The organism is Pseudomonas marvdashtae (assembly GCF_014268655.2).
GTDB lineage: Bacteria > Pseudomonadota > Gammaproteobacteria > Pseudomonadales > Pseudomonadaceae > Aquipseudomonas > Aquipseudomonas marvdashtae.
This window is the reverse complement of the sequence record NZ_JABWQX020000001.1, coordinates 288,175-310,530: the sequence shown is the minus strand read 5'-3', so window position 1 is coordinate 310,530 and position 22,356 is coordinate 288,175. Positions and strand designations below refer to the sequence as shown.

At 61.4% G+C, this 22,356-nt stretch carries 21 protein-coding genes and 1 pseudogene; 17 read left to right on the top strand and 5 right to left on the bottom strand.

The genetic code is table 11. The features are described 5' to 3' along the window. Window positions 1-18: 18 nt before the first annotated feature. The gene (locus HU742_RS01520) at window positions 19-996 is read right to left on the bottom strand and encodes a dipeptidase (RefSeq protein ID WP_186643543.1); all 978 of its coding nucleotides are present in this window, start codon (window positions 994-996) and stop codon (window positions 19-21) included. 233 nt (window positions 997-1,229) lie between these two features. Between HU742_RS01520 and HU742_RS01515 the strand changes: the two genes are divergently transcribed. The 5 genes and pseudogenes from HU742_RS01515 to HU742_RS01495 all read left to right on the top strand — a co-directional run bounded on the left by HU742_RS01515 (window position 1,230) and on the right by HU742_RS01495 (window position 3,626). After that, the gene (locus tag HU742_RS01515; protein WP_186643542.1) at window positions 1,230-1,631 is read left to right on the top strand and encodes a lysozyme inhibitor LprI family protein; all 402 of its coding nucleotides are present in this window, start codon (window positions 1,230-1,232) and stop codon (window positions 1,629-1,631) included. Between the two features lie 88 nt (window positions 1,632-1,719). After that, window positions 1,720-1,973 (top strand): annotated as a pseudogene (locus HU742_RS01510) (type II toxin-antitoxin system RelE family toxin). Next, window positions 1,957-2,280, top strand: a complete 324-nt coding sequence (locus HU742_RS01505; RefSeq protein WP_186634311.1) for a helix-turn-helix domain-containing protein — start codon at window positions 1,957-1,959, stop codon at window positions 2,278-2,280. The pseudogene HU742_RS01510 and the gene HU742_RS01505 overlap by 17 nt, the downstream one beginning before the upstream one ends. A gap of 103 nt (window positions 2,281-2,383) precedes the next feature. Then, window positions 2,384-3,160, top strand: a complete 777-nt coding sequence (locus tag HU742_RS01500) for a bestrophin-like domain (RefSeq protein WP_186643488.1) — start codon at window positions 2,384-2,386, stop codon at window positions 3,158-3,160. Between the two features lie 49 nt (window positions 3,161-3,209). Continuing rightward, window positions 3,210-3,626 (top strand): DUF3010 family protein, encoded by a 417-nt coding sequence (locus HU742_RS01495; protein ID WP_186634305.1) that lies wholly within the window; start codon window positions 3,210-3,212, stop codon window positions 3,624-3,626. A 190-nt stretch (window positions 3,627-3,816) separates the two neighbouring features. Here the strand turns inward: HU742_RS01495 and HU742_RS01490 are convergent, their stop codons facing one another. Both HU742_RS01490 and HU742_RS01485 read right to left on the bottom strand, forming a co-directional pair. Next, entirely contained in the window at window positions 3,817-4,995 is a 1,179-nt protein-coding gene (locus HU742_RS01490; protein WP_186634302.1) for an AAA family ATPase, read from the bottom strand. A 68-nt stretch (window positions 4,996-5,063) separates the two neighbouring features. After that, complete coding sequence (locus HU742_RS01485; RefSeq protein ID WP_186634299.1) at window positions 5,064-6,023, bottom strand: GlxA family transcriptional regulator; 960 nt, start codon at window positions 6,021-6,023, stop codon at window positions 5,064-5,066. A 194-nt stretch (window positions 6,024-6,217) separates the two neighbouring features. Here HU742_RS01485 and choX point away from each other — a divergent pair, with 194 nt between their 5' ends. The 6 genes from choX to HU742_RS01455 all read left to right on the top strand — a co-directional run bounded on the left by choX (window position 6,218) and on the right by HU742_RS01455 (window position 11,448). Then, on the top strand, window positions 6,218-7,162 hold the full coding sequence (gene choX, locus HU742_RS01480) for a choline ABC transporter substrate-binding protein (RefSeq protein ID WP_186643487.1): 945 nt from the start codon (window positions 6,218-6,220) through the stop codon (window positions 7,160-7,162). Window positions 7,163-7,233: 71 nt separating this feature from the next. Beyond that, window positions 7,234-8,121 carry a 3-dehydrocarnitine:acetyl-CoA trimethylamine transferase CdhC gene (gene cdhC / locus HU742_RS01475; protein ID WP_186634293.1) on the top strand — a complete coding sequence of 296 codons (888 nt, stop codon included), beginning with the start codon at window positions 7,234-7,236 and terminating at the stop codon, window positions 8,119-8,121. A gap of 45 nt (window positions 8,122-8,166) precedes the next feature. Next, on the top strand, window positions 8,167-9,132 hold the full coding sequence (locus tag HU742_RS01470; protein WP_186634290.1) for an L-carnitine dehydrogenase: 966 nt from the start codon (window positions 8,167-8,169) through the stop codon (window positions 9,130-9,132). Between the two features lie 129 nt (window positions 9,133-9,261). Then, the gene (locus tag HU742_RS01465; RefSeq protein WP_186634287.1) at window positions 9,262-9,738 is read left to right on the top strand and encodes a thioesterase family protein; all 477 of its coding nucleotides are present in this window, start codon (window positions 9,262-9,264) and stop codon (window positions 9,736-9,738) included. A gap of 20 nt (window positions 9,739-9,758) precedes the next feature. Then, a complete protein-coding gene (locus tag HU742_RS01460) occupies window positions 9,759-10,922 on the top strand; it encodes a gamma-butyrobetaine dioxygenase (protein WP_186643486.1) in 1,164 nt (387 codons plus the stop codon). 265 nt (window positions 10,923-11,187) lie between these two features. Next, window positions 11,188-11,448: a hypothetical protein gene (locus HU742_RS01455; protein ID WP_186634281.1), complete on the top strand. Its 261-nt coding sequence runs from the start codon at window positions 11,188-11,190 to the stop codon at window positions 11,446-11,448. Window positions 11,449-11,491: 43 nt separating this feature from the next. Here the strand turns inward: HU742_RS01455 and gbdR are convergent, their stop codons facing one another. Both gbdR and HU742_RS01445 read right to left on the bottom strand, forming a co-directional pair. Then, a complete protein-coding gene (gene gbdR / locus HU742_RS01450; protein WP_186612949.1) occupies window positions 11,492-12,595 on the bottom strand; it encodes a choline metabolism transcriptional regulator GbdR in 1,104 nt (367 codons plus the stop codon). 464 nt (window positions 12,596-13,059) lie between these two features. Then, entirely contained in the window at window positions 13,060-14,436 is a 1,377-nt protein-coding gene (locus HU742_RS01445; protein WP_186643485.1) for an L-serine ammonia-lyase, read from the bottom strand. Window positions 14,437-14,872: 436 nt separating this feature from the next. On the opposite strand from HU742_RS01445, the gene HU742_RS01440 reads away from it, so the two are divergent. The 6 genes from HU742_RS01440 (at window position 14,873) to betA (ending at window position 22,262) form a co-directional block, all read left to right on the top strand. Continuing rightward, window positions 14,873-15,820 (top strand): choline ABC transporter substrate-binding protein, encoded by a 948-nt coding sequence (locus HU742_RS01440; RefSeq protein WP_186634275.1) that lies wholly within the window; start codon window positions 14,873-14,875, stop codon window positions 15,818-15,820. 66 nt (window positions 15,821-15,886) lie between these two features. Beyond that, entirely contained in the window at window positions 15,887-16,732 is an 846-nt protein-coding gene (choW, locus tag HU742_RS01435; protein WP_186634273.1) for a choline ABC transporter permease subunit, read from the top strand. After that, complete coding sequence (choV, locus tag HU742_RS01430) at window positions 16,729-17,907, top strand: choline ABC transporter ATP-binding protein (RefSeq protein ID WP_186634270.1); 1,179 nt, start codon at window positions 16,729-16,731, stop codon at window positions 17,905-17,907. Before choW ends, choV begins: the two co-directional genes overlap by 4 nt. Window positions 17,908-18,164: 257 nt before the next feature. Beyond that, a complete protein-coding gene (gene betI, locus HU742_RS01425) occupies window positions 18,165-18,785 on the top strand; it encodes a transcriptional regulator BetI (protein WP_186612959.1) in 621 nt (206 codons plus the stop codon). 80 nt (window positions 18,786-18,865) lie between these two features. Further along, window positions 18,866-20,338: a betaine-aldehyde dehydrogenase gene (gene betB / locus HU742_RS01420; RefSeq protein ID WP_186643484.1), complete on the top strand. Its 1,473-nt coding sequence runs from the start codon at window positions 18,866-18,868 to the stop codon at window positions 20,336-20,338. Window positions 20,339-20,558: 220 nt separating this feature from the next. Next, complete coding sequence (betA, locus tag HU742_RS01415; protein WP_186634264.1) at window positions 20,559-22,262, top strand: choline dehydrogenase; 1,704 nt, start codon at window positions 20,559-20,561, stop codon at window positions 22,260-22,262. Window positions 22,263-22,356: the final 94 nt, after the last annotated feature.

The window sequence follows — 22,356 nt, the reverse complement described above, 5'->3', positions numbered from 1 at the left end:
TCAGTAATGCGGCGGCGCTTATTCGCCCCAGACGTCTTTGAGCACGTTCACCCAGTTTTCGCCCATGATCTTGCGCACCACCCGCTCCGGGTGACCGCGCTTGAGCAGCGTCTCGGTGAGGTTCGGGAACTCGCCCACGGTGCGGATGCCCAGCGGGTTGATGATCTTGCCGAAGCTGGTCAGGCGACGGGCGTAGCCCTTGTCGTGGGTCAGCATCTCGAAGAAATCCTGGCCGTGGCCCTGGGTGAAGTCGGTACCGATGCCGATGGCGTCTTCACCGACGATGTTCATGGTGTATTCGATGGCTTCGGCGTAGTCGTCGATGGTCGAATCGATGCCCTTGGCCAGGAACGGCGCGAACATGGTCACGCCGACGAAACCACCGTGGTCGGCAATGAACTTCAGCTCTCCATCGGATTTGTTGCGCGGGTGTTCTTTCAGGCCGGATGGCAGGCAGTGGGAGTAGCACACCGGCTTTTTCGATTCGAGGATGACTTCTTCGGAGGTCTTGGAACCGACGTGGGACAGGTCGCACATGACGCCGACGCGGTTCATCTCGGCGACGATTTCACGACCGAAGCCCGACAGGCCGCCGTCGCGCTCGTAGCAGCCGGTGCCCACCAGGTTCTGGGTGTTGTAGCACATCTGCACCACACCGACGCCGAGCTGCTTGAAGATCTCGACGTAGCCGAGTTGGTCTTCGAAGGCGTGGGCGTTCTGGAAGCCGAAGATGATGCCGGTCTTGCCCTGTTCCTTGGCGCGACGGATGTCGGCGGTGGTCTTCACCGGGATCACCAGGTCGCTGTTCTCGCGGATCAGTTTCTGGCTGGCAACGATGTTATTGATGGTGGCCTGGAAACCTTCCCACACCGACACGGTGCAGTTGGCTGCGGTCAGGCCGCCCTTGCGCATGTCTTCGAACAGGTCGCGGTTCCACTTGGCAATGATCAGCCCGTCGATAACGATGCTGTCGGCGTGCAATTCGGCTGGGCTCATCAGGCAGTCCCCTTGTTGGCGATTCATGCGCCGAATCGTGTGCCGGCGCTTTGGGGCCAGCATATGCCTGAGGGCCGTCGCGACCCGGTGCAAAAACGACAGGGGAATTGCCGAAAGCGTCAATCCACGACAATGGGTTACAACGGGCCCACCCTGCCCGTCTGTTCTTTACCCCGCGCTTGCGCCAGAATCCGCCGCATCACTGGTTTTCACTGGACTTGAGCGGCAACGCGATGAAATCGATCTTCCTGGCTTTGGCACTGATCAGCACCCTGGCACACGCAACCGAAGACACCGAGCCCAATCCCTGCGACGAAGTCGAAAACGACGTCCAGACCCTGGCCTGCTCGGCCTACGGCAAAGCCGCCGCCGAACAATTGCTGGGGGAAAACCTGCAGAGCCTCCTTGAGCGCCTGCAAACCCGCTACGCCAGCGACAAGGCCCAGCTCAACGACATCACCACCAAGGTCAAGGCCGCCCAGCAACTGTGGCAAAAACAGCGCGACGCCGACTGCGCCATCGCCGCCTTCCCGGCCAAACCCGGCAGCGAAGCCTACAAAATCGCCGAAAACGACTGCATGGCCCAAGTGAGCGATGACCGGTCGGAGTTTTTGGAGTCGATTGGGCAGGAGTGAAAGCAATATTCAGACACCTTTCACGCGTTGGCCCTGGACGGGATATAAGTCAAGATTCGCAAATCTTATAAAAGACTTATATCCTTCCATGAACACTATCCACGGACCAGAAAAGCCGTTAAGCAGCTTTTGAAATTGCACTCCGTCCATCAGGTTCAGGTTCGGGACGCCGTTACGGCACTCGCCCAGATGCCTGACGTGGTGAATGTCAAAGCACTTGTTGGCCATGGCTATGCGTACCGCCTCCGGGTAGGTAGCTATCGAGTCATGTTCGATTGGGACGGGGCGATCAAGGTCGTCAGCATTCAAGAGGTCAAGAAACGCGATGAACGAACCTACTGACATCCAGATCATCAACGACGCAGACGGGAACCCGGCATTCGTGGTCATTCCGTATGCGAAATACGTTGCGCAAAAACTAGAACCGGATCTGATCCCTCATGAGGTAGTCAGCCGTATCGTCGACGGTGCGACACCGATTCGCGCCTGGCGCGAACATCTGAGTTTGACCCAGGAGGAGGTTGCCCGTCGTCTGGGCATCTCCCAACCGGCGTTTGCCCAACAGGAATCAGTCGGCAAGCCGCGCAGGGCGACCCGCGAAAAAATTGCCGCTGCTTTTGGTATCCGTGCCGATCAGCTGGAACTGTAAAACCTCAAAAGCGACAAACCAGCAGCGTCGTCTACACTGGCTACATACCCGTCCGAGCCGGGCTGTACAGACGAGTCACACACGACGATCAGGGGATTTTCGTATGCACTCTCTTACCGCCCTGCCCTTTTATGGGTTAGCCATCTTTATCGCCATCGTGCTCGGCATCGAAGCCGGTCGTCGGGTCGGCAACCGTCACCTGGCCCAGGACCCGGACGGCGCCCGCCAGGGCATCGGGGCTATCGAAGGCGCGGTGTTTGGCCTGCTGGCCTTGCTGATTGCCTTTACCTTTTCCGGCGCGGCTTCGCGCCTGGATCAGCGCCGCGCACTGATCGTTGCCGAAACCAATGCCATGGGCACGGCCTGGCTGCGCCTGGACCTGCTGCCCGCCAGCGAACAACCCAAGATCCGCCAGGCATTCCGGAACTATGTCGACGCCCGCATCGAGTACTACCGCGACCTGCGCGAAGACGAAGTCGACGAAGCCGCCCATGACCGGGCCAATGACTTGCAACAGACCATCTGGAAACGCACCGTCGCCGCCCTGCAACAGATGCCCACCCCAACCCAGGGAACCCCGGTGTTGCAGGCACAGAACGAGATGATCGATATCACCACCACTCGCGCCGTGGCCCACGAAACTCACCCACCCCTGACCATTTACCTGATGCTGGTGACCATGACCCTGATCAGCGCCCTGCTGATCGGCTATGGCATGGCCGGCGCCCGGCAACGCAACTGGCTGCACAGCCTCGGTTACGCAGCGGTGATGGTCTGCGTGCTGTACGTGATCCTGGATTTCGAGTACCCACGCTTTGGGGTCATCCGGGTCGACTATTTCGACAAGATCATGCTGGACCTGCGCGCGAGCATGAATTGATCAAGGCGGATAGACTGGCTCTCCAGACCTCCCGAATCCAAGGCCAAGCATGATCATCTGCGGCATCGAAATCAAAGGCAGCGAAGCGATCATCGCCGTTGCCTCGCTGGATCAACAGGCGTTGAGCCACGTCCCACTGAACACCAAGAAAATCGCCCTGGACGACGATGACGAAGCCGCGAACGTCAAGGCTTTCGCTGCGCAAGTGCGGGCGTTCGTGACGGACAACGGCATCGAACGCATCGCTATAAAGAAGCGCAGCAAGAAAGGTGAGTTCGCCGGTGGGCCGACCACGTTCAAGATCGAAGGGATTTTCCAATTGCTGGAAGGTTGCGAGGTGACGCTGCTGTCGCCGCAGACCATTAATGCACAGAGCAAGAAACACGACTTCGCCCTGCCGGCAACGCTGAACAAGTATCAGCATGAAGCCTATAAAGCAGCCTGCTCGGCGTTGATGAAGAAGTAAATTCTCTTCTACCAATGCCTGACCGAGCACCATCACTGTGGCGAGGGGATTTATCCCCGTTGGGGCGCGAAGCGGCCCTGAAACCTGGCGACTCGGTGTATCAGATAGATTTAGGGCTGCTGCGCAGCCCAACGGGGATAACTCCCCTCGCCAAAGGTTCTTCTTTGCCCGACAGCTCATCCGGTTGGCATCAGTTCTGTTGCTTGCGATACCCCTTCAACCACTCCGCAAACGCCTTGTCTTCCAGCGCATAACCACCGCGGTTGGACTTCCACACCAGCTCTTTTTCACGCAGCGCGTCGATGCAGGATTGGATGGTCTGGGTACCGGGCACGACTTCGCTGCCCATGTTTTTCAGCACCTTGCCCACCGCCTCCAACGTTGAGTCAGTGAAGGGCGCGAAGGGCTCGTTGTTCTGCGAGCGTTCGGCCATGACCTGCAACACCGCGCGTTGCGGCACCGTCAGGGCGTTCCAGGCGCTTTCGAACTCGGTCCAGACACCAGCGCGGAGCATTTCGGCGCTGTTGCGCAGCAGTTCACCCAAATGGCTCGCCTCACCCAGTTCCAGGGCAATTTCTCCGATGACGCTGCGCAACATCTCGGGACGGCGCCCCACCAGCTCAAAAGCCTGGTCGAGGTCATCGGCGTTGAACTGGTTGGTCTGGGCCAGGTGTGCGTTCAAATGGAAGGTGTAGGCTTGGGTGAAGGCTTTGCCCAGCAAAGGGAACGGCGTGATGCTGGACCCGTAGAACGGTTGGTTGCGGCTCAGTACCAAGTGCGCGAGCTTGTCGCGATTGGAGCCGGTGAACACAAGCCGCAGACCGCTGGTATCCCCTTCACGCCCCTGGTTGAGCTGATCACGGGCAGCCTTGAGGGCGAACATCGCGTTGACCCCGGCCTCGGTGGTCAGCGCATGCTGGGCTTCGTCGATCACCAGCACCACGGTTTTATCGGCGGCACGGTGCAACAGTTCCAGCGCTTGGGTCAGCGTCGCCCCCTCGGGCAGTTGCGGCTGGCTGAAATCCCAGGACAACGTGCGCAAGAAGCTGAGTTTGTCGATGCCCATGGATTTGGCGAGCTTGCGGATGCCCTTTTCATAAGGCACCAGTGCCCCGGCGATGGCCGAGGCGATCAGGTCGGCAGGGTCTTTCTCCTTGTTTGCCCAGAGGTCGACGTAGACCGTGAGCCAACCACGGGTCTCGCATTCGGGAATCAAGTCCTCGCGCAGGAACGTACTTTTTCCGGTACGCCTTGGCGCGGCCAGAAACAGGCCTGAGGTGTAATCCTGGATCCCGGCGCCGGCCAGCCCATCGACAATATTGCGGGCCAGATCGGGGCGCCGGAAAACAAAACCGGGGTGCTTGGACATGGTTTTATACTCAATTATGGCGACAGGTATAATTTATAGTCGCGAGTATAATTGAGTATAAATACCTGTCAAACCAACTCCCGCCCATCTCCCTGCCGCCGCCGATCCTCCCGCGGACACCGCGCGAACCGTGCCCGATAACTGCGGGTGAAATACGACGGTGATTCAAACCCGCAGGCGATGCTCACTTCCAACACGCTCATGTCGGTCTGGCGTAGCAGTTGCCGGGCCTTTTCCAGGCGCAGGCGCAGGTAGAAGTTGCTCGGGGTGTCATTCAGGTGCAGGCGGAACAGGCGTTCGAGCTGGCGCCGGGTGACGTTGATCGACTCGGCCAGGGCCAAGGTACTCAGGGGCGGTTCACTGTGGGTTTCCATCTCGCCGATGACGTGCACCAGCTTCTTGTTGCGAATGCCGTAGCGGTTGGCGATTTCCATGCGCTGGTGGTCTTTGCGCGGGCGGATGCGGCCGAGCACGAACTGCTCGCTGACCTGGATCGCCAGCTCCGAACCGTGGGCCTGGCCGATCAGGTCGAGCATCAGGTCGATGGACGCGGTACCGCCCGCGCAGGTGATGCGGCGACGGTCGATTTCGAACAGTTCCTGGGTCACGCTGAGCTGCGGATAGGACTCCTTGAACGCCTCGATCGCTTCCCAATGCAGCGTCACACGATGCCCTTCCAGCAGTCCCGCCTCGGCCAGGACCACACTGCCGGTGTCGATGCCGCCCAGGATCACGCCTTCGCTGTCCAACCGATGCAACCAGCGCTCCAGCACCGGGCCGGCGAACTTCAACGGCTCAAAACCCGCCACGACCCACAGCGTCGCGCCTTTCTTCAGCGGCTCCAGCGCGGCATCAGCGTTGACCGACATGCCATTGCTCGCCAAAACCGCCCCACCATCGGCGCTCAACACGTGCCAGCGATACAGCTCGCCACGAAAACGGTTGGCGACCCGCAACGGCTCGATGGCCGAGATGAAACCGATGGCCGAAAAGCCCGGCATCAACAAGAAGTAGAAATCCTGGGACATGGCGCGCTCGGTGGTCGGGTAGCGTGCGGACCTTGATACGCCAGTTGCAACGTCCCTTCAAGAGGACAGGTCGCTGCAGTGCAAGAGGACGTCGCCGCTGTGCGTTTTGAGCAGGCCCTGGCTGCGTAACTTGGCACCACCGGCGCACAGACACCGGAACCCCCATAACAATAAAAACTGCCGAGGAACCCGACATGAAACGACTGATCAGCGCTTGCGTGCTTGCACTCAGCGCCACCTCCCTTGTGAATCAGGCCGCCATCGCCGCCGAGCCCGCCGCGTGCCAGAACGTGCGCCTGGGCGTGGTCAACTGGACCGACGTCATCGCCACCAGCGCCTTGACCCAGGTGATGCTCGACGGCCTCGGCTACAAGACCAAACAGACCAGCGCTTCCCAACAGATCATTTTCGCCGGGATCCGCGACCAGCGCCTGGACCTGTTCCTGGGCTACTGGAACCCGCTGATGACCCAGACCATCACGCCGTTCGTCGAAGCCAAACAGGTCAAGGTGCTGGAGCAACCGAGCCTTAAGGACGCCCGCGCCACCCTGGCCGTACCAACTTACCTGGCCGATAAGGGCCTGAAGACATTTTCCGACATCGCCAAATTCGAGAAGGAGCTGGGCGGCAAGATCTACGGCATCGAGCCCGGCTCCGGCGCCAACACCCAGATCAAGGCGATGATCGCCAAGAACCAGTTCGGCCTGGGCAAGTTCCAGCTGGTGGAGTCCAGCGAGGCCGGCATGCTCGCCGCCGTGGATCGCGCCGTGCGGCGCAAGGAAGCCGTGGTGTTCTTCGGCTGGGCGCCGCACCCGATGAACGTCAACGTGCAGATGACCTACCTCACCGGCAGCGAAGACGCCCTCGGCCCGAACGAAGGCATGGCCACCGTCTGGACCGTGACCGCGCCGAACTACGCCGAGCAATGCCCGAACATAGGTCGTCTGCTGAGCAACCTGACCTTCACTGCCGAAGACGAGAGCCGGATGATGCAACCACTGCTCGATCACAAGGATCCCCTCGAATCGGCCCGGCAATGGCTCAAGGATCACCCGAAAGACAAGCAGCGCTGGCTCGAAGGCGTGACCACCTTCGACGGCAAGCCGGCCGCCGACAATCTGAAACTCACCAGCAACTGATCAACCGATCTCCCTCTGCGCAGCAGCAAAAGGCTGCGCAGTGACTCACTACGCCTGAAGGAATCCGCACCATGAACCACGACGTCATCATCACCTGCGCACTCACCGGTGCTGGCGACACGACCGCCAAAAGTCCTCACGTGCCGGTCACCCCAAAACAGATCGCCGCGGCAGCCGTCGAGGCTGCCAAAGCCGGTGCGACCGTCGTGCACTGCCATGTTCGCGACCCACAGACCGGCAAGTTCAGTCGCGACGTCGCGCTGTACCGCGAAGTGATGGAGCGCATCCGTGAGGCGGACGTCGACATCATCGTCAACCTCACCGCCGGCATGGGTGGCGACCTGGAGATCGGCGGCGGTGAAAACCCGATGGAGTTCGGCCCCAACACCGACCTGGTCGGCCCGCTGACCCGCCTGGCTCACGTCGAAGAACTCTTGCCGGAAATCTGCACGCTGGATTGCGGCACGCTGAACTTCGGCGACGGCGACACCATTTACGTTTCTACCCCAGCGCAACTGCGGGCCGGCGCCAAGCGCATCACCGAGCTCGGCGTGAAGGCCGAGCTGGAAATCTTCGACACCGGCCACTTGTGGTTCGCCAAACAGATGATCAAGGAAGGCCTGCTGGACAACCCGTTGTTCCAACTCTGCCTGGGCATCCCGTGGGGCGCGCCCGCCGACACCACCACCATGAAAGCCATGGTCGACAACCTGCCGGCGGACGCGGTGTGGGCCGGTTTCGGCATTGGCCGCATGCAAATGCCGATGGCGGCCCAGGCGGTATTGCTGGGCGGCAACGTGCGGGTCGGGCTGGAAGACAACCTCTGGCTGGACAAAGGCGTGCTTGCCACTAACGGTCAACTGGTGGAGCGCGCTGGCGAAATCCTCAGCCGCCTCGGGGCTCGCGTCCTCACCCCGGCTGAAGGCCGCAAGAAAATGGGCCTGGTCCAGCGCGGCTAAGCAGGACCAGGCCATTCAATTACCAAATCTGTTCAGGAAATCACCATGCGCTTCATCACTGACATCAAGACATTCGCTGCTCTGGGCAGCGGCGTGATTGGCAGCGGCTGGGTCAGCCGCGCCCTGGCCCATGGCCTGGACGTGGTCGCCTGGGACCCGGCGCCCGGTGCCGAGGCCGCCTTGCGCAAACGCGTTGCCAACGCTTGGGGCGCCCTTGAGAAACAAGGCTTGGTCGCCGGCGCCTCGCAGGGCCGGTTGCGCTTCGTCGCCACCATCGAAGAATGCGTGCGCGATGCCGACTTCATCCAGGAAAGCGCCCCCGAGCGGCTGGAACTCAAGCTCGAACTGCACGCCCAGATCAGCGCCGCGGCCAAACCCAATGCGCTGATCGGTTCTAGCACCTCGGGACTGCTGCCAAGCGAGTTCTATGAGAACGCCACCCACCCGGACCGCTGTGTGGTCGGGCACCCGTTCAACCCGGTTTATCTGTTGCCGCTGGTGGAAGTGGTCGGCGGCAAAAACACCGCGCCCGAAGCCGTGCAAGCAGCGATGCGGGTGTATGAATCACTCGGCATGCGTCCATTGCACGTGCGCAAGGAAGTCCCCGGCTTCATCGCCGACCGGCTGCTCGAAGCGCTGTGGCGCGAAGCCCTGCACCTGATCAACGACGGTGTCGCCACCACCGGGGAAATCGACGATGCCATCCGTTTTGGCGCCGGCCTGCGCTGGTCATTCATGGGCACGTTCCTGACTTACACCCTGGCCGGCGGCGATGCCGGCATGCGCCATTTCATGGCCCAGTTCGGCCCGGCGTTGCAACTGCCCTGGACCTATCTGCCGGCGCCGGAGCTGACCGAGAAGCTGATCGACGATGTGGTGGACGGCACGAGCGAGCAATTGGGCAGCCACAGCATTTCGGCCCTGGAACGCTATCGTGATGATTGCCTGCTGGCAGTGCTGGAGGCGGTGAAGACCACCAAAGAAAAGCATGGGATGGCCTTCGCCGAGTAACTGATCGTTCCCACGCTCTGCGTGGGAATGCAGCCCGGGACGCTCCCCGTTCCGAATGAAGCGTGACGCAGAGCGTCACAAGAGGCGTTCCCACGCAGAGCGTGGGAACGATCATGCTCGGAGACAGCCATGCCCGCCCTCACCACCTACCAAACCCGCATCCTCCCCGAATGGGTCGACTACAACGGCCATTTGCGCGATGCCTTCTACCTGCTGATCTTCAGCTACGCCACCGACGCGCTGATGGACCGACTCGGCCTCGACAGCCAGAGCCGCGAAGCCAGCGGCCACTCGTTGTTCACCCTCGAACTGCACCTCAATTACTTGCACGAAGTGAAGCTCGGCGCCGATGTCGAGGTGCACACGCAGATCATCGGCCACGACGCCAAACGCTTGCATCTCTACCACAGCCTGCATCTGGCCGGCGGTGATAAAGAGCTGGCCGGCAATGAACAGATGTTGCTGCATGTCGACCTGGCCGGCCCGCGCTCGACGCCCTTCACCGAACTTACCCTGGGCCGACTCAAGACCCTGTTGGATAGCCAAGCCGACCTGCCGACACCGACCTACACCGGTCGGGTCATCGCCCTGCCCCCCGCCCGATAAACCGCGAACAGGAGATCGCCATGAACACCGCTGCCGCTGTCGCCGACTTCCGACGCTATCCGCTTGTCCAGGCATTGACCGCTGCGACCCCCTTGGCCGACCGGGTACAGGTCACGTGGGCCGACGGCCGGGTCAGCCCGTTCCACCATCAGTGGCTAAGGGACAACTGCCCGTGCCCGCAATGCGTCTACAGCGTTACCCGCGAGCAGGTCCTGGAGATCGTCGATGTTCCGGAGGACGTGGGCCCCTGCGAAATCAGCATCGACGATGCGGGCCACCTGTGTGTGGTTTGGCAGGGTGGCCACCAAAGCCTGTTCGACCCGGGCTGGTTGCGCGCCCATGCGTATGACGACCATTCCAGGGCCGAACGCCTGGCGAACAAGCCGCGCCGCCAGCTGTGGCAGCATGACCTGAAACTGCCGGTGTTCGAATACCAGGCACTGATGGTGGACACCGACGCGTTGCTGCAATGGCTTCTGGCGCTGCGCGACATCGGCCTGACCCAAGTACGCGGCGTGCCCACCGAACCCGGCTCGCTGAAACAGATCGCCCAGCGCATTTCGTTTATCCGTGAGAGCAATTTCGGCGTGCTGTTCAACGTGCAGTCCAAGGCCGATGCCGACAGCAACGCCTACACCGCTTTCAACCTGCCGCTGCACAGCGACCTGCCGACTCGGGAATTGCAGCCGGGCCTGCAGTTCTTGCATTGCCTGGTGAACGACGCCGACGGCGGCGAGAGTATCTTTGTCGACGGCTTTGCCATTGCCGAGGCACTGCGCCAAGAGGATTGCGAAGCGTTCGATGCGCTTTGCCAGATCCCGGTGGAATTTCGCAACAAGGATCGCCACAGCGACTACCGCTGCCTGGCGCCGATCATCGCGCTGGATGCGCTGGGGCAAGTCACGGAAATCCGCATGGCGAACTTCCTGCGCGGGCCGTTCGACACCTCGGTGGAACAGATGCCCAGGTTCTACCGCGCCTACCGCCGCTTCATCGCCCTGACCCGCGAGCCGCGATTTCGCCTGGTGCAGCGCCTCGAACCCGGCCAGCTGTGGTGCTTCGACAACCGCCGCACGCTTCATGCGCGCAACGCGTTCGACCCGAACTCCGGCGCACGGCATTTCCAGGGGTGCTATGTGGATCGGGATGAGTTGTTGTCGCGGATTCTGGTGTTGCAGCGCTAGAGCGATTCATCCAGACAAAAAAATCCCCGATCAAGCCGTGACAGGATCGGGGCAGGAGCGTTACTGGAGGAGCTGTTGCGCGAGGGTGACCAAACCATCGTGATTCAGCTTGGGACCCAGTTTGCCCAGTCCCGGACCGGGCGAGTTAGCCGAAAACGACCCGCTCATAGTCATTCATGACAGATCGACGATTTGCCCTTGCCGCCGCTTCGGACGGCTACCAGAATCCAGGCACGACCCCAATCCCTGAACAAGGAAAAGCGTCATGATGTACGCCGATTTGATCGACCAGGAAGACCTGCTGGGCCAGCTCAAGGCCTTGGGACTGCAGATACCCAGCAACTCCACCGCCGAGCAGGCCTGCGAATGCGCGGTACGGGGGCTGGACAGGGCTCGCGCCAATGAATTGCGGAGGATGGTCAAGGACATGTACACCAGCAGCGCGACCATTCTGCCGGCGGTGCGCCAGGCAATCGATCAGCAACTGTTGCCGGCATTGGCGCAATACCAGCAGACCCATAGTTGACCCTGTGGCGGGGGAGCTTGCTCCCTCGCCATAAAAGTCCGTTTTAGAGCCTCACACTGGCAAACGTCGACTCGTTGCGGGCCTGGCTCAGCGCCGACAGCGGGCCGGACAACGGCGACAGCACCAGGGCCTGCGGCAACGGCATCATCGCCACCTGCTGCGCGGTATTGGAACCGACGCGCTCGTCCCGTGGTGGAATGCCGAAATACTCGCGGTAGCATTTAGAGAAGTGCGGGGTCGAGACGAAGCCGCACACCGAGGCCACTTCGATGATCGACATCGGCGTCTGCTTGAGCAACTGCCGCGCACGAATCAGCCGCAGCTTGAGGTAATAGCGCGACGGCGAGCAGTGCAGGTATTTCTGGAACAACCGCTCCAGCTGACGCCGGGACACGGCGACGTACACCGCCAGTTCATCCAGGTCGATCGGCTCTTCGAGGTTGGCCTCCATCAGCGCGACGATTTCCTGCAATTTAGGCTGGTTGGTGCCGAGCATGTGCTTGAGCGGCACGCGCTGGTGATCCTGCTCGTTGCGGATGCGCTCGTAGACAAACATCTCGGAGATTGCCGCCGACAGTTCACGACCGTGATCGCGGCTGATCAGATGCAGCATCATGTCCAGCGGCGCGGTGCCACCGGAGCTGGTGAAACGGTTGCGGTCGAGGGTGAACAGGCGCGTGCTCATCGACACCCGCGGAAAGGCTTCCTGCATCGCCGCCAGGCATTCCCAGTGCACGCTGCAATCGAAACCGTCCAGCAGGCCGGCGCACGCCAGGGCCCAACTGCCGGTGCAGACCGCGCCAAGGCGACGGGACTGACGGGCCTGGCTTTGCAGCCAGGAGACATGCTCGCGGGTCACCGTACGCTGGATGCCGACGCCGCCACAGACGATAACGGTGTCGAGGGCCGGCGCTTTGTGCATGGAGGCGTCCGGGGTGATCTGCAAACCGTCGCTGGCCCATACCTGGCCGCCATCGACGGTCAGGGTGGTCCAGCGATACAACTCGCGACCGGACAGCTGGTTGGCCATGCGTAGCGGTTCCACCGCGGACGCCAGGGAAATCAGCGTGAAATTGTCCAGCAGCAAAAAGCCGATGGATTGAGGCGCACGGTTCTGGGGTTGGGCCCCGGAGTTGGACGTCGTCATCGCGGTATCTCCTCACACAAAGCGGGTGATGGCCTCAGGCGGAGGCTCTTGTTATTGCCCATCATTCTCTTGCGTGAGACGGGGCTTTATCGGGATAGAGCAATTGCCATGCCTAAATTTGAATGCGTGTTCAATAACTCCTGAAAACGACATGTCGGCCTGTCTAGACAAGGCTTCGATGGAGGCTGGGTTCTAACTGCCATCAATGGCGCAGACGGCTACCGCCGTGGGCTGTGAGCAGATCGGTAGCACTTGTGGTTACTGGGCTGCGGCGTCTTCGAGGCGGTTGTCACCGCAAGCGCGGGGACGGACGGTAGCGCGATACACAAAGGCGTGACCGATAAGTCACGCCTTGTCTGTTTGCGACGCGCCAAAACGTGGCGTGTTTTTGTGGTGGTGTGCATTTTACGAGCGATTTTTACAATTTTTTGTGGCGAGGAGTTTTTTCCCCTCGCCACACCTGATCAACACTCCACCGCACTCACCGCCAAGCCACCGCGCGATGTCTCTTTATATTTGTCATGCATGTCGGCGCCGGTATCACGCATGGTACGGATCACCCGGTCCAGCGAGATAAAATGCTGGCCGTCACCGCGAAGGGCCATTTGCGCGGCGTTGATGGCTTTCACTGCGGCAATGGCGTTGCGTTCGATGCAAGGCACCTGGACCAGGCCGCCTACCGGGTCGCAGGTCAGGCCAAGGTTGTGTTCCAAGCCGATTTCCGCCGCGTTGCACAATTGCTCAGGCGTGGCGCCAAGGATCTCCGCCAGCCCCGCCGCCGCCATGGCGCAAGCCGAGCCGACCTCACCCTGGCAGCCAACCTCGGCACCGGAGATCGACGCGTTCTTCTTGCACAGGATTCCCACTGCCGCCGCGCTGAGGAAATAATCCACGACGTTGGCGTCGGTGACCGCCTCGCTGAATTTCATGAAGTAATGCAGTACCGCCGGGATGATCCCCGCCGCACCATTGGTCGGCGCCGTGACCATGCGCCCACCGGCGGCGTTTTCCTCGTTGACCGCCAAGGCGAACAGGTTGACCCATTCCATGGCGCTCAAGGTCGAGCCGATCACGTTCGGTTTGTTCAACTCTTGCAGGCTGCGGTGCAACTTGGCAGCACGACGCCGCACATTCAGGCCGCCGGGCAGGATGCCTTCGTGCTTGAGGCCCTGCTCGACGCAATCCTGCATGGCCCGCCAGAGCTTCATCAGGCCGCTGCGAATCTCTTCTTCGGAGCGCCAGACCTTCTCGTTGGCCATCATCAATTCAGCCACCCGCAGGTTGTGCGTGCGGCACAGCCCGAGCAATTCCTCGGCGCTGGAAAAGTCGTAAGGCAGTTCGGTGGCGTCCAGGTCCGCCACGCCACTGGAAGCCTGGGCCTGGTCGACGACAAATCCGCCGCCGACCGAATAATAGGTATCGCGGTGCAGCTCGCCGTTGTCGCCCTCCGCCACCAGCGTCATCGCATTGGGGTGGAACGGCAGGTTCTCATCGAGCAGGCGCATGTCGCGGGACCAGATGAAAGGCACCGGCAGGCGGCCGTCGAGCAGCAGCGTCTGGGTTTCGCGCAGCAGCTCGATGCGCGTGCCGATTTGCGACGGATCGATCGAGTCAGGCCATTCACCCATCAACCCCATGATCGTGGCGGTATCGCTGCCGTGGCCGATGCCGGTGGCCGACAACGAACCGAACAGTTGCACCTCGATCCGGCGCACTTCATGCAGCAGCGACCGGGCCCGAAGCGCTTCGACAAACAGCGCCGCCGCACGCATGGGCCCCACGGTGTGGGAACTGGACGGGCCGATACCAATCTTGAACAAGTCGAACACGCTGATTGCCATTGCCTTGAATCTCCAGAACGGTCGCATCTCCAGGCGCGGGAGCGCCCAGTGGCGCAGCTGCTACGCTCAACGCCGGGATGGCCGCATCATCCGGCTTTTGAATCGGCTTTCGACGTCTGACACCGACGCAATCATGCCCAGCAACGCCGCGTCGCCGTCGCCCAGGTTTTGCGACGTTTTTTTGCGTGTCAGAAGCCAGTCGAGGGCGGAAAAAATCTGTAAACGACGTCACCGACACTGGATGCGACCCTCCCTGTACTGGATACGACGCACCCTGTAGGCGTTGGATTTGCACTGGTACATGATCGGTTACGGCTCGTTTGCAAGGCCGCGTGTCACGAAGAGTGCCCACGCGCCACCAACCGCAACTTAAAAAAAGCAAAAAAGCGCGGTTGTCCCGACCGGACACTGCCGATAAAACACCAGGAGTCCACCCATGAAAGGTTCCACGCCGTTGTTGTTGGCCGCCATGCTGAGTCTTCCAATGCTGGCCAACGCTGCAGAACCCGCACAATGCAGCACCGTCAACTTCTCCGATGTCGGCTGGACCGACATCACCGTGACCACCGCCACCACCAGCGTCGTCCTCGACGCCCTCGGCTACAAGACCAAGACCACGATGATTTCCGTACCGGTGACCTACAAGTCCCTGGCCGATGGCAAGAACATGGACGTGTTCCTCGGCAATTGGATGCCAACCATGGAAAACGACATCAAGGCCTACCGCGAAGCCGGTACCGTGGAAACGGTGCGCGCCAACCTGGAGAACGCCAAGTACACCCTGGCCGTTCCCGAAGAACTGTATGAAAAGGGTTTGAAGGATTTCGCCGACATCGCCAAGTTCAAGAAGGAACTGGACGGCAAGATCTACGGCATCGAGCCGGGCAACGACGGCAACCGCCTGATCCAGAGCATGATCGACAAGAACGCCTTCGGTCTCAAGGACGCAGGCTTCAAAGTTGTCGAATCCAGCGAAGCCGGCATGCTGTCGCAGGTCGATCGCGCCCAGCGCCGTAACACCGCCGTGGTGTTCCTGGGCTGGGAACCGCATCCGATGAACACCCGCTTCAAGATGAAGTACCTCACCGGTGGCGATGAATTCTTCGGGCCGAACTTCGGCCAGGCAACCATCTACACCAACACGCGCAAAGGCTACGTACAGGAATGCGGCAACGTCGGCCAGCTGCTGAAAAACCTGGTCTTCACCCTCGACATGGAAAGCACGCTGATGGGCAACGTGCTGGACGACAAGATGAAGCCTGAAGCCGCCGCCAAGGCGTGGCTGAAGAAAAACCCACAGGTGCTCGATACCTGGCTCGCCGGCGTCACCACCATTGACGGCAAACCTGGCCTGGAGGCCGTGAAAGCCAAGCTCGCGCAGTAACAAGCTTATGCCGGACGGGTTCGCCCGCCCGGGCTGTTTATTCCTTGCATGCGGAAGTTCACTACCATGCTTATTGATCAGAAAATACCCTTGGGCCAGTACATCGCGGGCTTTGTCGAATGGTTGACGCAAAACGGCGCCGACACTTTCGACGCCATCGCGATGTTTCTGGAAACGATGATTCACGGCGTGACGTTTGCGCTGACCTGGTTCAACCCCCTGGCCCTGATCGGCCTCATCGCCTTGCTGGCGCATTTCATCCAGCGCAAATGGGGCCTGACCGTTTTTGTCGTCGCCTCCTTCCTGCTGATCCTGAACCTGGGTTACTGGCAGGAGACCATGGAAACCCTCGCCCAGGTGCTGTTCGCGACCCTGGTCTGCGTTCTGATCGGCGTGCCGCTGGGCATCGTTGCCGCGCACAAGCCGATGTTCTACACCATGATGCGTCCGGTGCTCGATCTGATGCAGACCGTACCGACCTTCGTCTACCTCATTCCTACCCTGACCCTCTTCGGCCTGGGTGTGGTCCCGGGCCTGATCTCCACGGTGGTGTTCGCGATTGCCGCGCCCATCCGCCTCACCTACCTGGGCATCCGCGACGTGCCGGACGAACTGATGGACGCCGGCAAAGCCTTCGGCTGCTCCCGTCGCCAGCTCCTGTCGCGCATTGAACTGCCCCATGCGATGCCGAGCATCGCCGCCGGTATCACCCAGTGCATCATGCTGTCGTTGTCGATGGTGGTGATCGCCGCGCTGGTGGGTGCCGATGGCCTGGGCAAACCCGTGGTCAACGCACTGAACACCGCTGATATCGCCCTGGGCTTCGAAGCCGGGCTGGCGATCGTATTGCTGGCGATCATGCTCGACCGAATCTGCAAACAACCCGACGCCAAAGTAGGGGGTGACGCATGAGCATAATCCGCTTCGAAGAGGTCGACGTGATCTTCTCCAAAGATCCACGCGAAGCCCTCAAGCTGCTCGACAAGGGCATGACTCGCAACGAAATCCTGAAGAAGACCGGGCAAATCGTCGGTGTGGAAAAGGCCAGCCTGGACGTCGAAAAAGGCGAGATCTGCGTACTGATGGGCCTGTCCGGTTCAGGCAAATCCAGCCTGTTGCGCTGCATCAACGGCTTGAACACGGTGAGTCGCGGCAAGCTGTTCGTCGAGCATGAAGGCCGACAGATCGACATCGCCTCCTGCACCCCCGCCGAGTTGAAGATGATGCGCACCAAGCGCATCGCCATGGTGTTCCAGAAATTCGCCCTGATGCCTTGGCTGACGGTGCGCGAGAACATCAGCTTCGGCCTGGAAATGCAGGGCCGCCCGGAGAAGGAACGCAAGAAGCTGGTGGATGAAAAGCTGGAGTTGGTCGGCCTGACCCAGTGGCGCAACAAGAAGCCCGACGAGCTGTCCGGCGGCATGCAGCAACGGGTCGGCCTGGCCCGCGCCCTGGCGATGGACGCCGACATTCTGCTGATGGACGAGCCCTTCTCGGCCCTCGACCCGCTGATTCGCCAAGGCCTGCAAGACGAACTGCTGGAACTGCAGCGCAAGCTGAGCAAGACCATCGTGTTCGTCAGCCATGACCTGGACGAAGCCCTCAAACTGGGCAGCCGTATTGCGATCATGAAAGACGGCCGGATCATCCAGTACAGCAAGCCGGAACAGATCGTGTTGAACCCGGCGGACGACTATGTGCGTACGTTCGTCGCCCATACCAACCCGCTCAACGTATTGTGCGGTCGCAGCCTGATGCGCACGCTGGACAACTGCAAGCGCATCAACGGTTCGGTGTGCCTGGACCCGGGCGGCGATTCCTGGCTCGACCTGGCCGAAGGCAACACCATCAAGGGCGCCCGGCAGAACGGAGCGGCCCTGGACCTGCAAAACTGGGCACCGGGCCAAGCCGTCGAAGGCCTCGACCGCCGCCCGACCCTGGTGGACTCCAACATCGGCATGCGCGACGCGTTGCAAATCCGCTACCAGACCGGCAACAAACTGGTGCTCCACGATAACCAGAAAGTCGTCGGGATCCTGGGCGACAGCGAGCTGTATCACGCGCTGCTCGGCAAGAACCTGGGCTAAACAAGCCACGCACACAAAAACGCCGCGAGACGATCGCGGCGTTTTTGTTTGGGTGGTCCTGAACTGCTGCATTTGGCCTACAGGCCAACCGACGAGTGTTATAAAGACATCCCCCAAAGTCCTCGCCCCGGCAAATAGCGACGACTTGTCATAGAACTTATTTTTTGTTGATTGAACGTTCAATCAAAACAAAATAGACTGGCCCTCATGAAGGCGGACCACACTTGTGCGCCCGATGGCCTAAGGAGATGTTTCAAATGCCCAAGGTCGGTATGCAACCCATCCGCCGCCAGCAATTGATCGAAGCCACTTTGCAGGCCGTCGATCAGGTTGGAATGGGGGACGCCAGCATTGCGCTGATCGCCCGTTTGGCCGGTGTTTCGAACGGCATCATCAGTCACTACTTTCAGGACAAGAACGGCCTGATCGCGGCCACGGCCCAGTACCTGATGAGTGTCTTGAGCGAGAACGTCACCGCGCGGCGTCAAGCCCTGACGGACTCGAGCCCGCGAGCTCACCTGAAGGTGATCATCGAAGGCAACTTCGACGCCAGCCAGGTGAATGGCCCGGCGATGAAAACCTGGCTGGCCTTCTGGGCCACCAGCATGCACCACCCGTCTTTGCACAGGTTGCAGCGGATCAACGATCACCGTCTGTATTCCAACTTGTGTTGCCAGTTCCGCCGCGTGTTGCCCGTTGACCAGGCACGCAGCGCTGCACGGGGCCTGGCCGCTCTGATTGACGGGTTGTGGCTGCGCGGGGCGCTGTCGGGAGACGCGTTCGATACCGCCCAGGCACACCAGATCGCTTACGAATACATGGATTTCCAACTGGCCAAGGCAGGGGAACCAGAGCACGCAGAACGGCTCGACTCCTGAACCGCCACCGAACCGCGTAGTCAGCTATAAACGACACGCCCGGTGGTCAAGCCAACCACTTATGCACTTGCGAGGACTTTATGGCCCGTTTCGAACTGCAAAAACTCTACATCGATGGCGCGTACAGCGATGCCAGCGGCGACGCCACCTTCGAAGCCATCAACCCGGCCAACGGTGAAGTACTCGCCCTGGTGCAGCGCGCGACCTTCGAGGACGTCGAGCGCGCCGTGGTCAGCGCCGAAAAGGGCCAGAAAATCTGGGCGGCGATGACCGCCATGCAGCGTTCGCGCATCCTGCGCCGCGCCGTGGACATCCTGCGCGAGCGCAACGATGAGCTGGCGGCCCTGGAAACCCTGGACACTGGCAAGTCCTTCTCCGAAACCAAATACGTCGACATCGTCACCGGCGCCGACGTGCTGGAATACTACGCTGGGCTGGTGCCTGCCATCGAAGGCGAGCAGGTTCCGCTGCGCACCACTTCATTCGTCTACACCCGTCGCGAGCCCCTGGGCGTGGTCGCCGGCATCGGCGCGTGGAACTACCCGATCCAGATCGCCCTGTGGAAATCCGCACCGGCCCTGGCCGCCGGCAACGCCATGATTTTCAAGCCAAGCGAAGTCACCTCCCTGACCACCCTGAAACTGGCCGAGATCTACACCGAAGCCGGCGTTCCAGCGGGCGTGTTCAACGTACTGACCGGCAGCGGCCGGGAAGTCGGCACCTGGCTGACCGAGCATCCGCGCATCGAGAAAATCTCCTTCACCGGCGGCACCGACACCGGCAAGAAAGTCATGGCCAGCGCTTCGAGCTCTTCGCTCAAGGACGTGACCATGGAGCTGGGCGGCAAGTCGCCGCTGATCATCTTCGACGACGCCGACCTGGACCGCGCCGCCGACACCGCGATGATGGCCAACTTCTACAGCTCCGGCCAAGTCTGCACCAACGGCACCCGCGTGTTCGTGCCGAGCCACCTGAAGGCTGCGTTCGAAGCCAAGATCGCCGAGCGCGTGGCGCGCATCCGCATCGGCAACCCGGAAGACGAAAACACCAATTTCGGCCCGCTGGTGAGCTTCGCCCACATGGAAAGCGTGCTGGGCTACATCGAGAAGGGCAAAGCCGAAGGCGCGCGCTTGCTGTGCGGCGGCGGTCGCTTGACCGATGGCGACCTTGCCAAGGGCGCATTCGTCGCGCCGACCGTGTTCACCGATTGCACCGATGAGATGACCATCGTGCGCGAAGAAATCTTCGGCCCGGTGATGAGCATCCTCACCTATGACACCGAAGAAGAAGTGATCCGCCGCGCCAACGACACCGACTTCGGCCTGGCCGCCGGCGTCGTGACCCGCGACCTGAACCGCGCCCACCGCGTGATCCACCAGCTCGAAGCCGGCATCTGCTGGATCAACGCCTGGGGCGAATCGGCGGCGGAGATGCCGGTCGGTGGCTACAAGCAATCGGGCGTCGGCCGGGAGAACGGCATCAGCTCGCTGAATAACTTCACCCGCATCAAGTCGGTACAGGTCGAAATGGGCGATTACGCGTCGGTGTTCTGATCTGACACGGGATCTGGAGTGAGGGCTTTTGTGGCGAGGGAGCTTGCTCCCGCTGGGCCGCGAAGCGGCCCCACTTCAGGCCCCACGGTTCTCCAGACAGAACATGGTCGCCCTGTTTTACGACTGCTGCGCAGCCGAGCGGGAGCAAGCTCCCTCGCCACAGTGAATGCGGCACTCGACAACCGCGACCTGAACCCAATTCCAGAAGAGGGTACATTTCATGTCCCAAGAATTCGATTACATCATCATCGGTGCCGGCTCGGCCGGTAACACCCTGGCCACCCGCCTGACCGAAGACGAAGGCGTCAGCGTCCTGCTGCTCGAGGCCGGCGGCCCGGATTATCGCCTCGACTTCCGCACGCAAATGCCTGCCGCCCTGGCGTTCCCGCTGCAAGGCCGCCGCTACAACTGGGCCTACGAGACCGATCCGGAGCCACACATGAACGGCCGCCGCATGGAATGCGGTCGCGGCAAGGGCCTGGGCGGCTCTTCGTTGATCAACGGCATGTGCTACATCCGCGGCAACGCCCTGGACTATGACAACTGGGCAAAACTGCCTGGCCTCGAGGACTGGGCTTACCTGGACTGCCTGCCCTACTTCAGAAAAGCGGAGACTCGGGACATCGGCCCGAATGACTACCACGGTGGCGACGGCCCGGTCAGCGTGACCACGCCCAAGCCCGGCAATAACCCGCTGTTCCACGCCATGGTCGAAGCCGGCGTGCAAGCCGGTTACCCGCGAACCGAAGACCTCAACGGCTACCAGCAGGAAGGGTTCGGCCCGATGGACCGCACCGTTACGCCCAACGGCCGTCGCGCCAGCACCGCGCGCGGTTACCTGGACATCGCCAAGAAGCGCTCCACACTGACCATCGTCACCCACGCCTTGACCGACAAAATCGTGTTCGAAGGCAAGCGCGCCGTAGGCGTCCATTATCTGGTGGGCGCCGCTGAAGAGCGCGTCGAAGCCCGGGCGCGCAAGGAAGTGCTGCTGTGCTCTGGCGCCATCGCCTCGCCGCAGATCCTGCAGCGCTCCGGCGTCGGCCCGGCGAAATTGCTCGAAAGCCTCGACATCCCGGTGGTCCACGACCTGCCGGGCGTCGGCGAAAACCTTCAGGACCACTTGGAGCTGTACCTGCAATACGCCTGCACCCAACCGGTCTCGCTGTACCCGTCGCTGCTCTGGTACAACCAGCCGGCCATCGGCGCCGAGTGGCTGTTCAACGGCACCGGCATCGGCGCCAGCAACCAGTTCGAGGCCGGCGGTTTCATCCGCTCCCGTCCTGATTTTGAATGGCCGAACATCCAGTATCACTTCCTTCCGGTAGCGATTAACTACAACGGCAGCAACGGCGTGAAGGAGCACGGTTTCCAGGCGCACATGGGCTCCATGCGTTCGCCAAGCCGTGGTCGGATCCAGGCCAAGTCCAAGGACCCGCGCCAGCACCCGAGCATCCTGTTCAACTACATGGCCACCGAGCAGGATTGGCAGGAGTTTCGCGATGGCATCCGCCTGACCCGCGAGATCATGCAGCAACCGGCGCTCGACCCGTTCCGTGGTCGCGAGATCAGCCCGGGCATCGAAGTGCAGACGGACGAGCAACTGGACCAGTTCATCCGCGAACACGCCGAAACCGCGTTCCATCCGTCCTGCTCTTGCAAGATGGGCACCGACGACATGGCCGTGGTGGACAGCGAAGGCCGTGTGCATGGCATGCAGGGATTGCGAGTAGTCGATGCTTCGATCATGCCGATCATCACCACCGGCAACCTGAACGCCCCGACGATCATGATCGCCGAGAAAATCGCCGACAAGATCCGTGGTCGCCAGCCCCTGCCACGCAGCACCGCACCGTACTACGTGGCCGGCGATGCGCCGGTGCGCGGCAAGCCATTGCGTGAAGTAGCGGCCAGCGCCCAGTAAGACCCAGGACGGCCATCGCGAGCAGGCTCGCGATGGCATCCAACCTGACACCGCAAATCCCCATTCGCCTTGATCCCTCCCCCGCCCCAGGCCT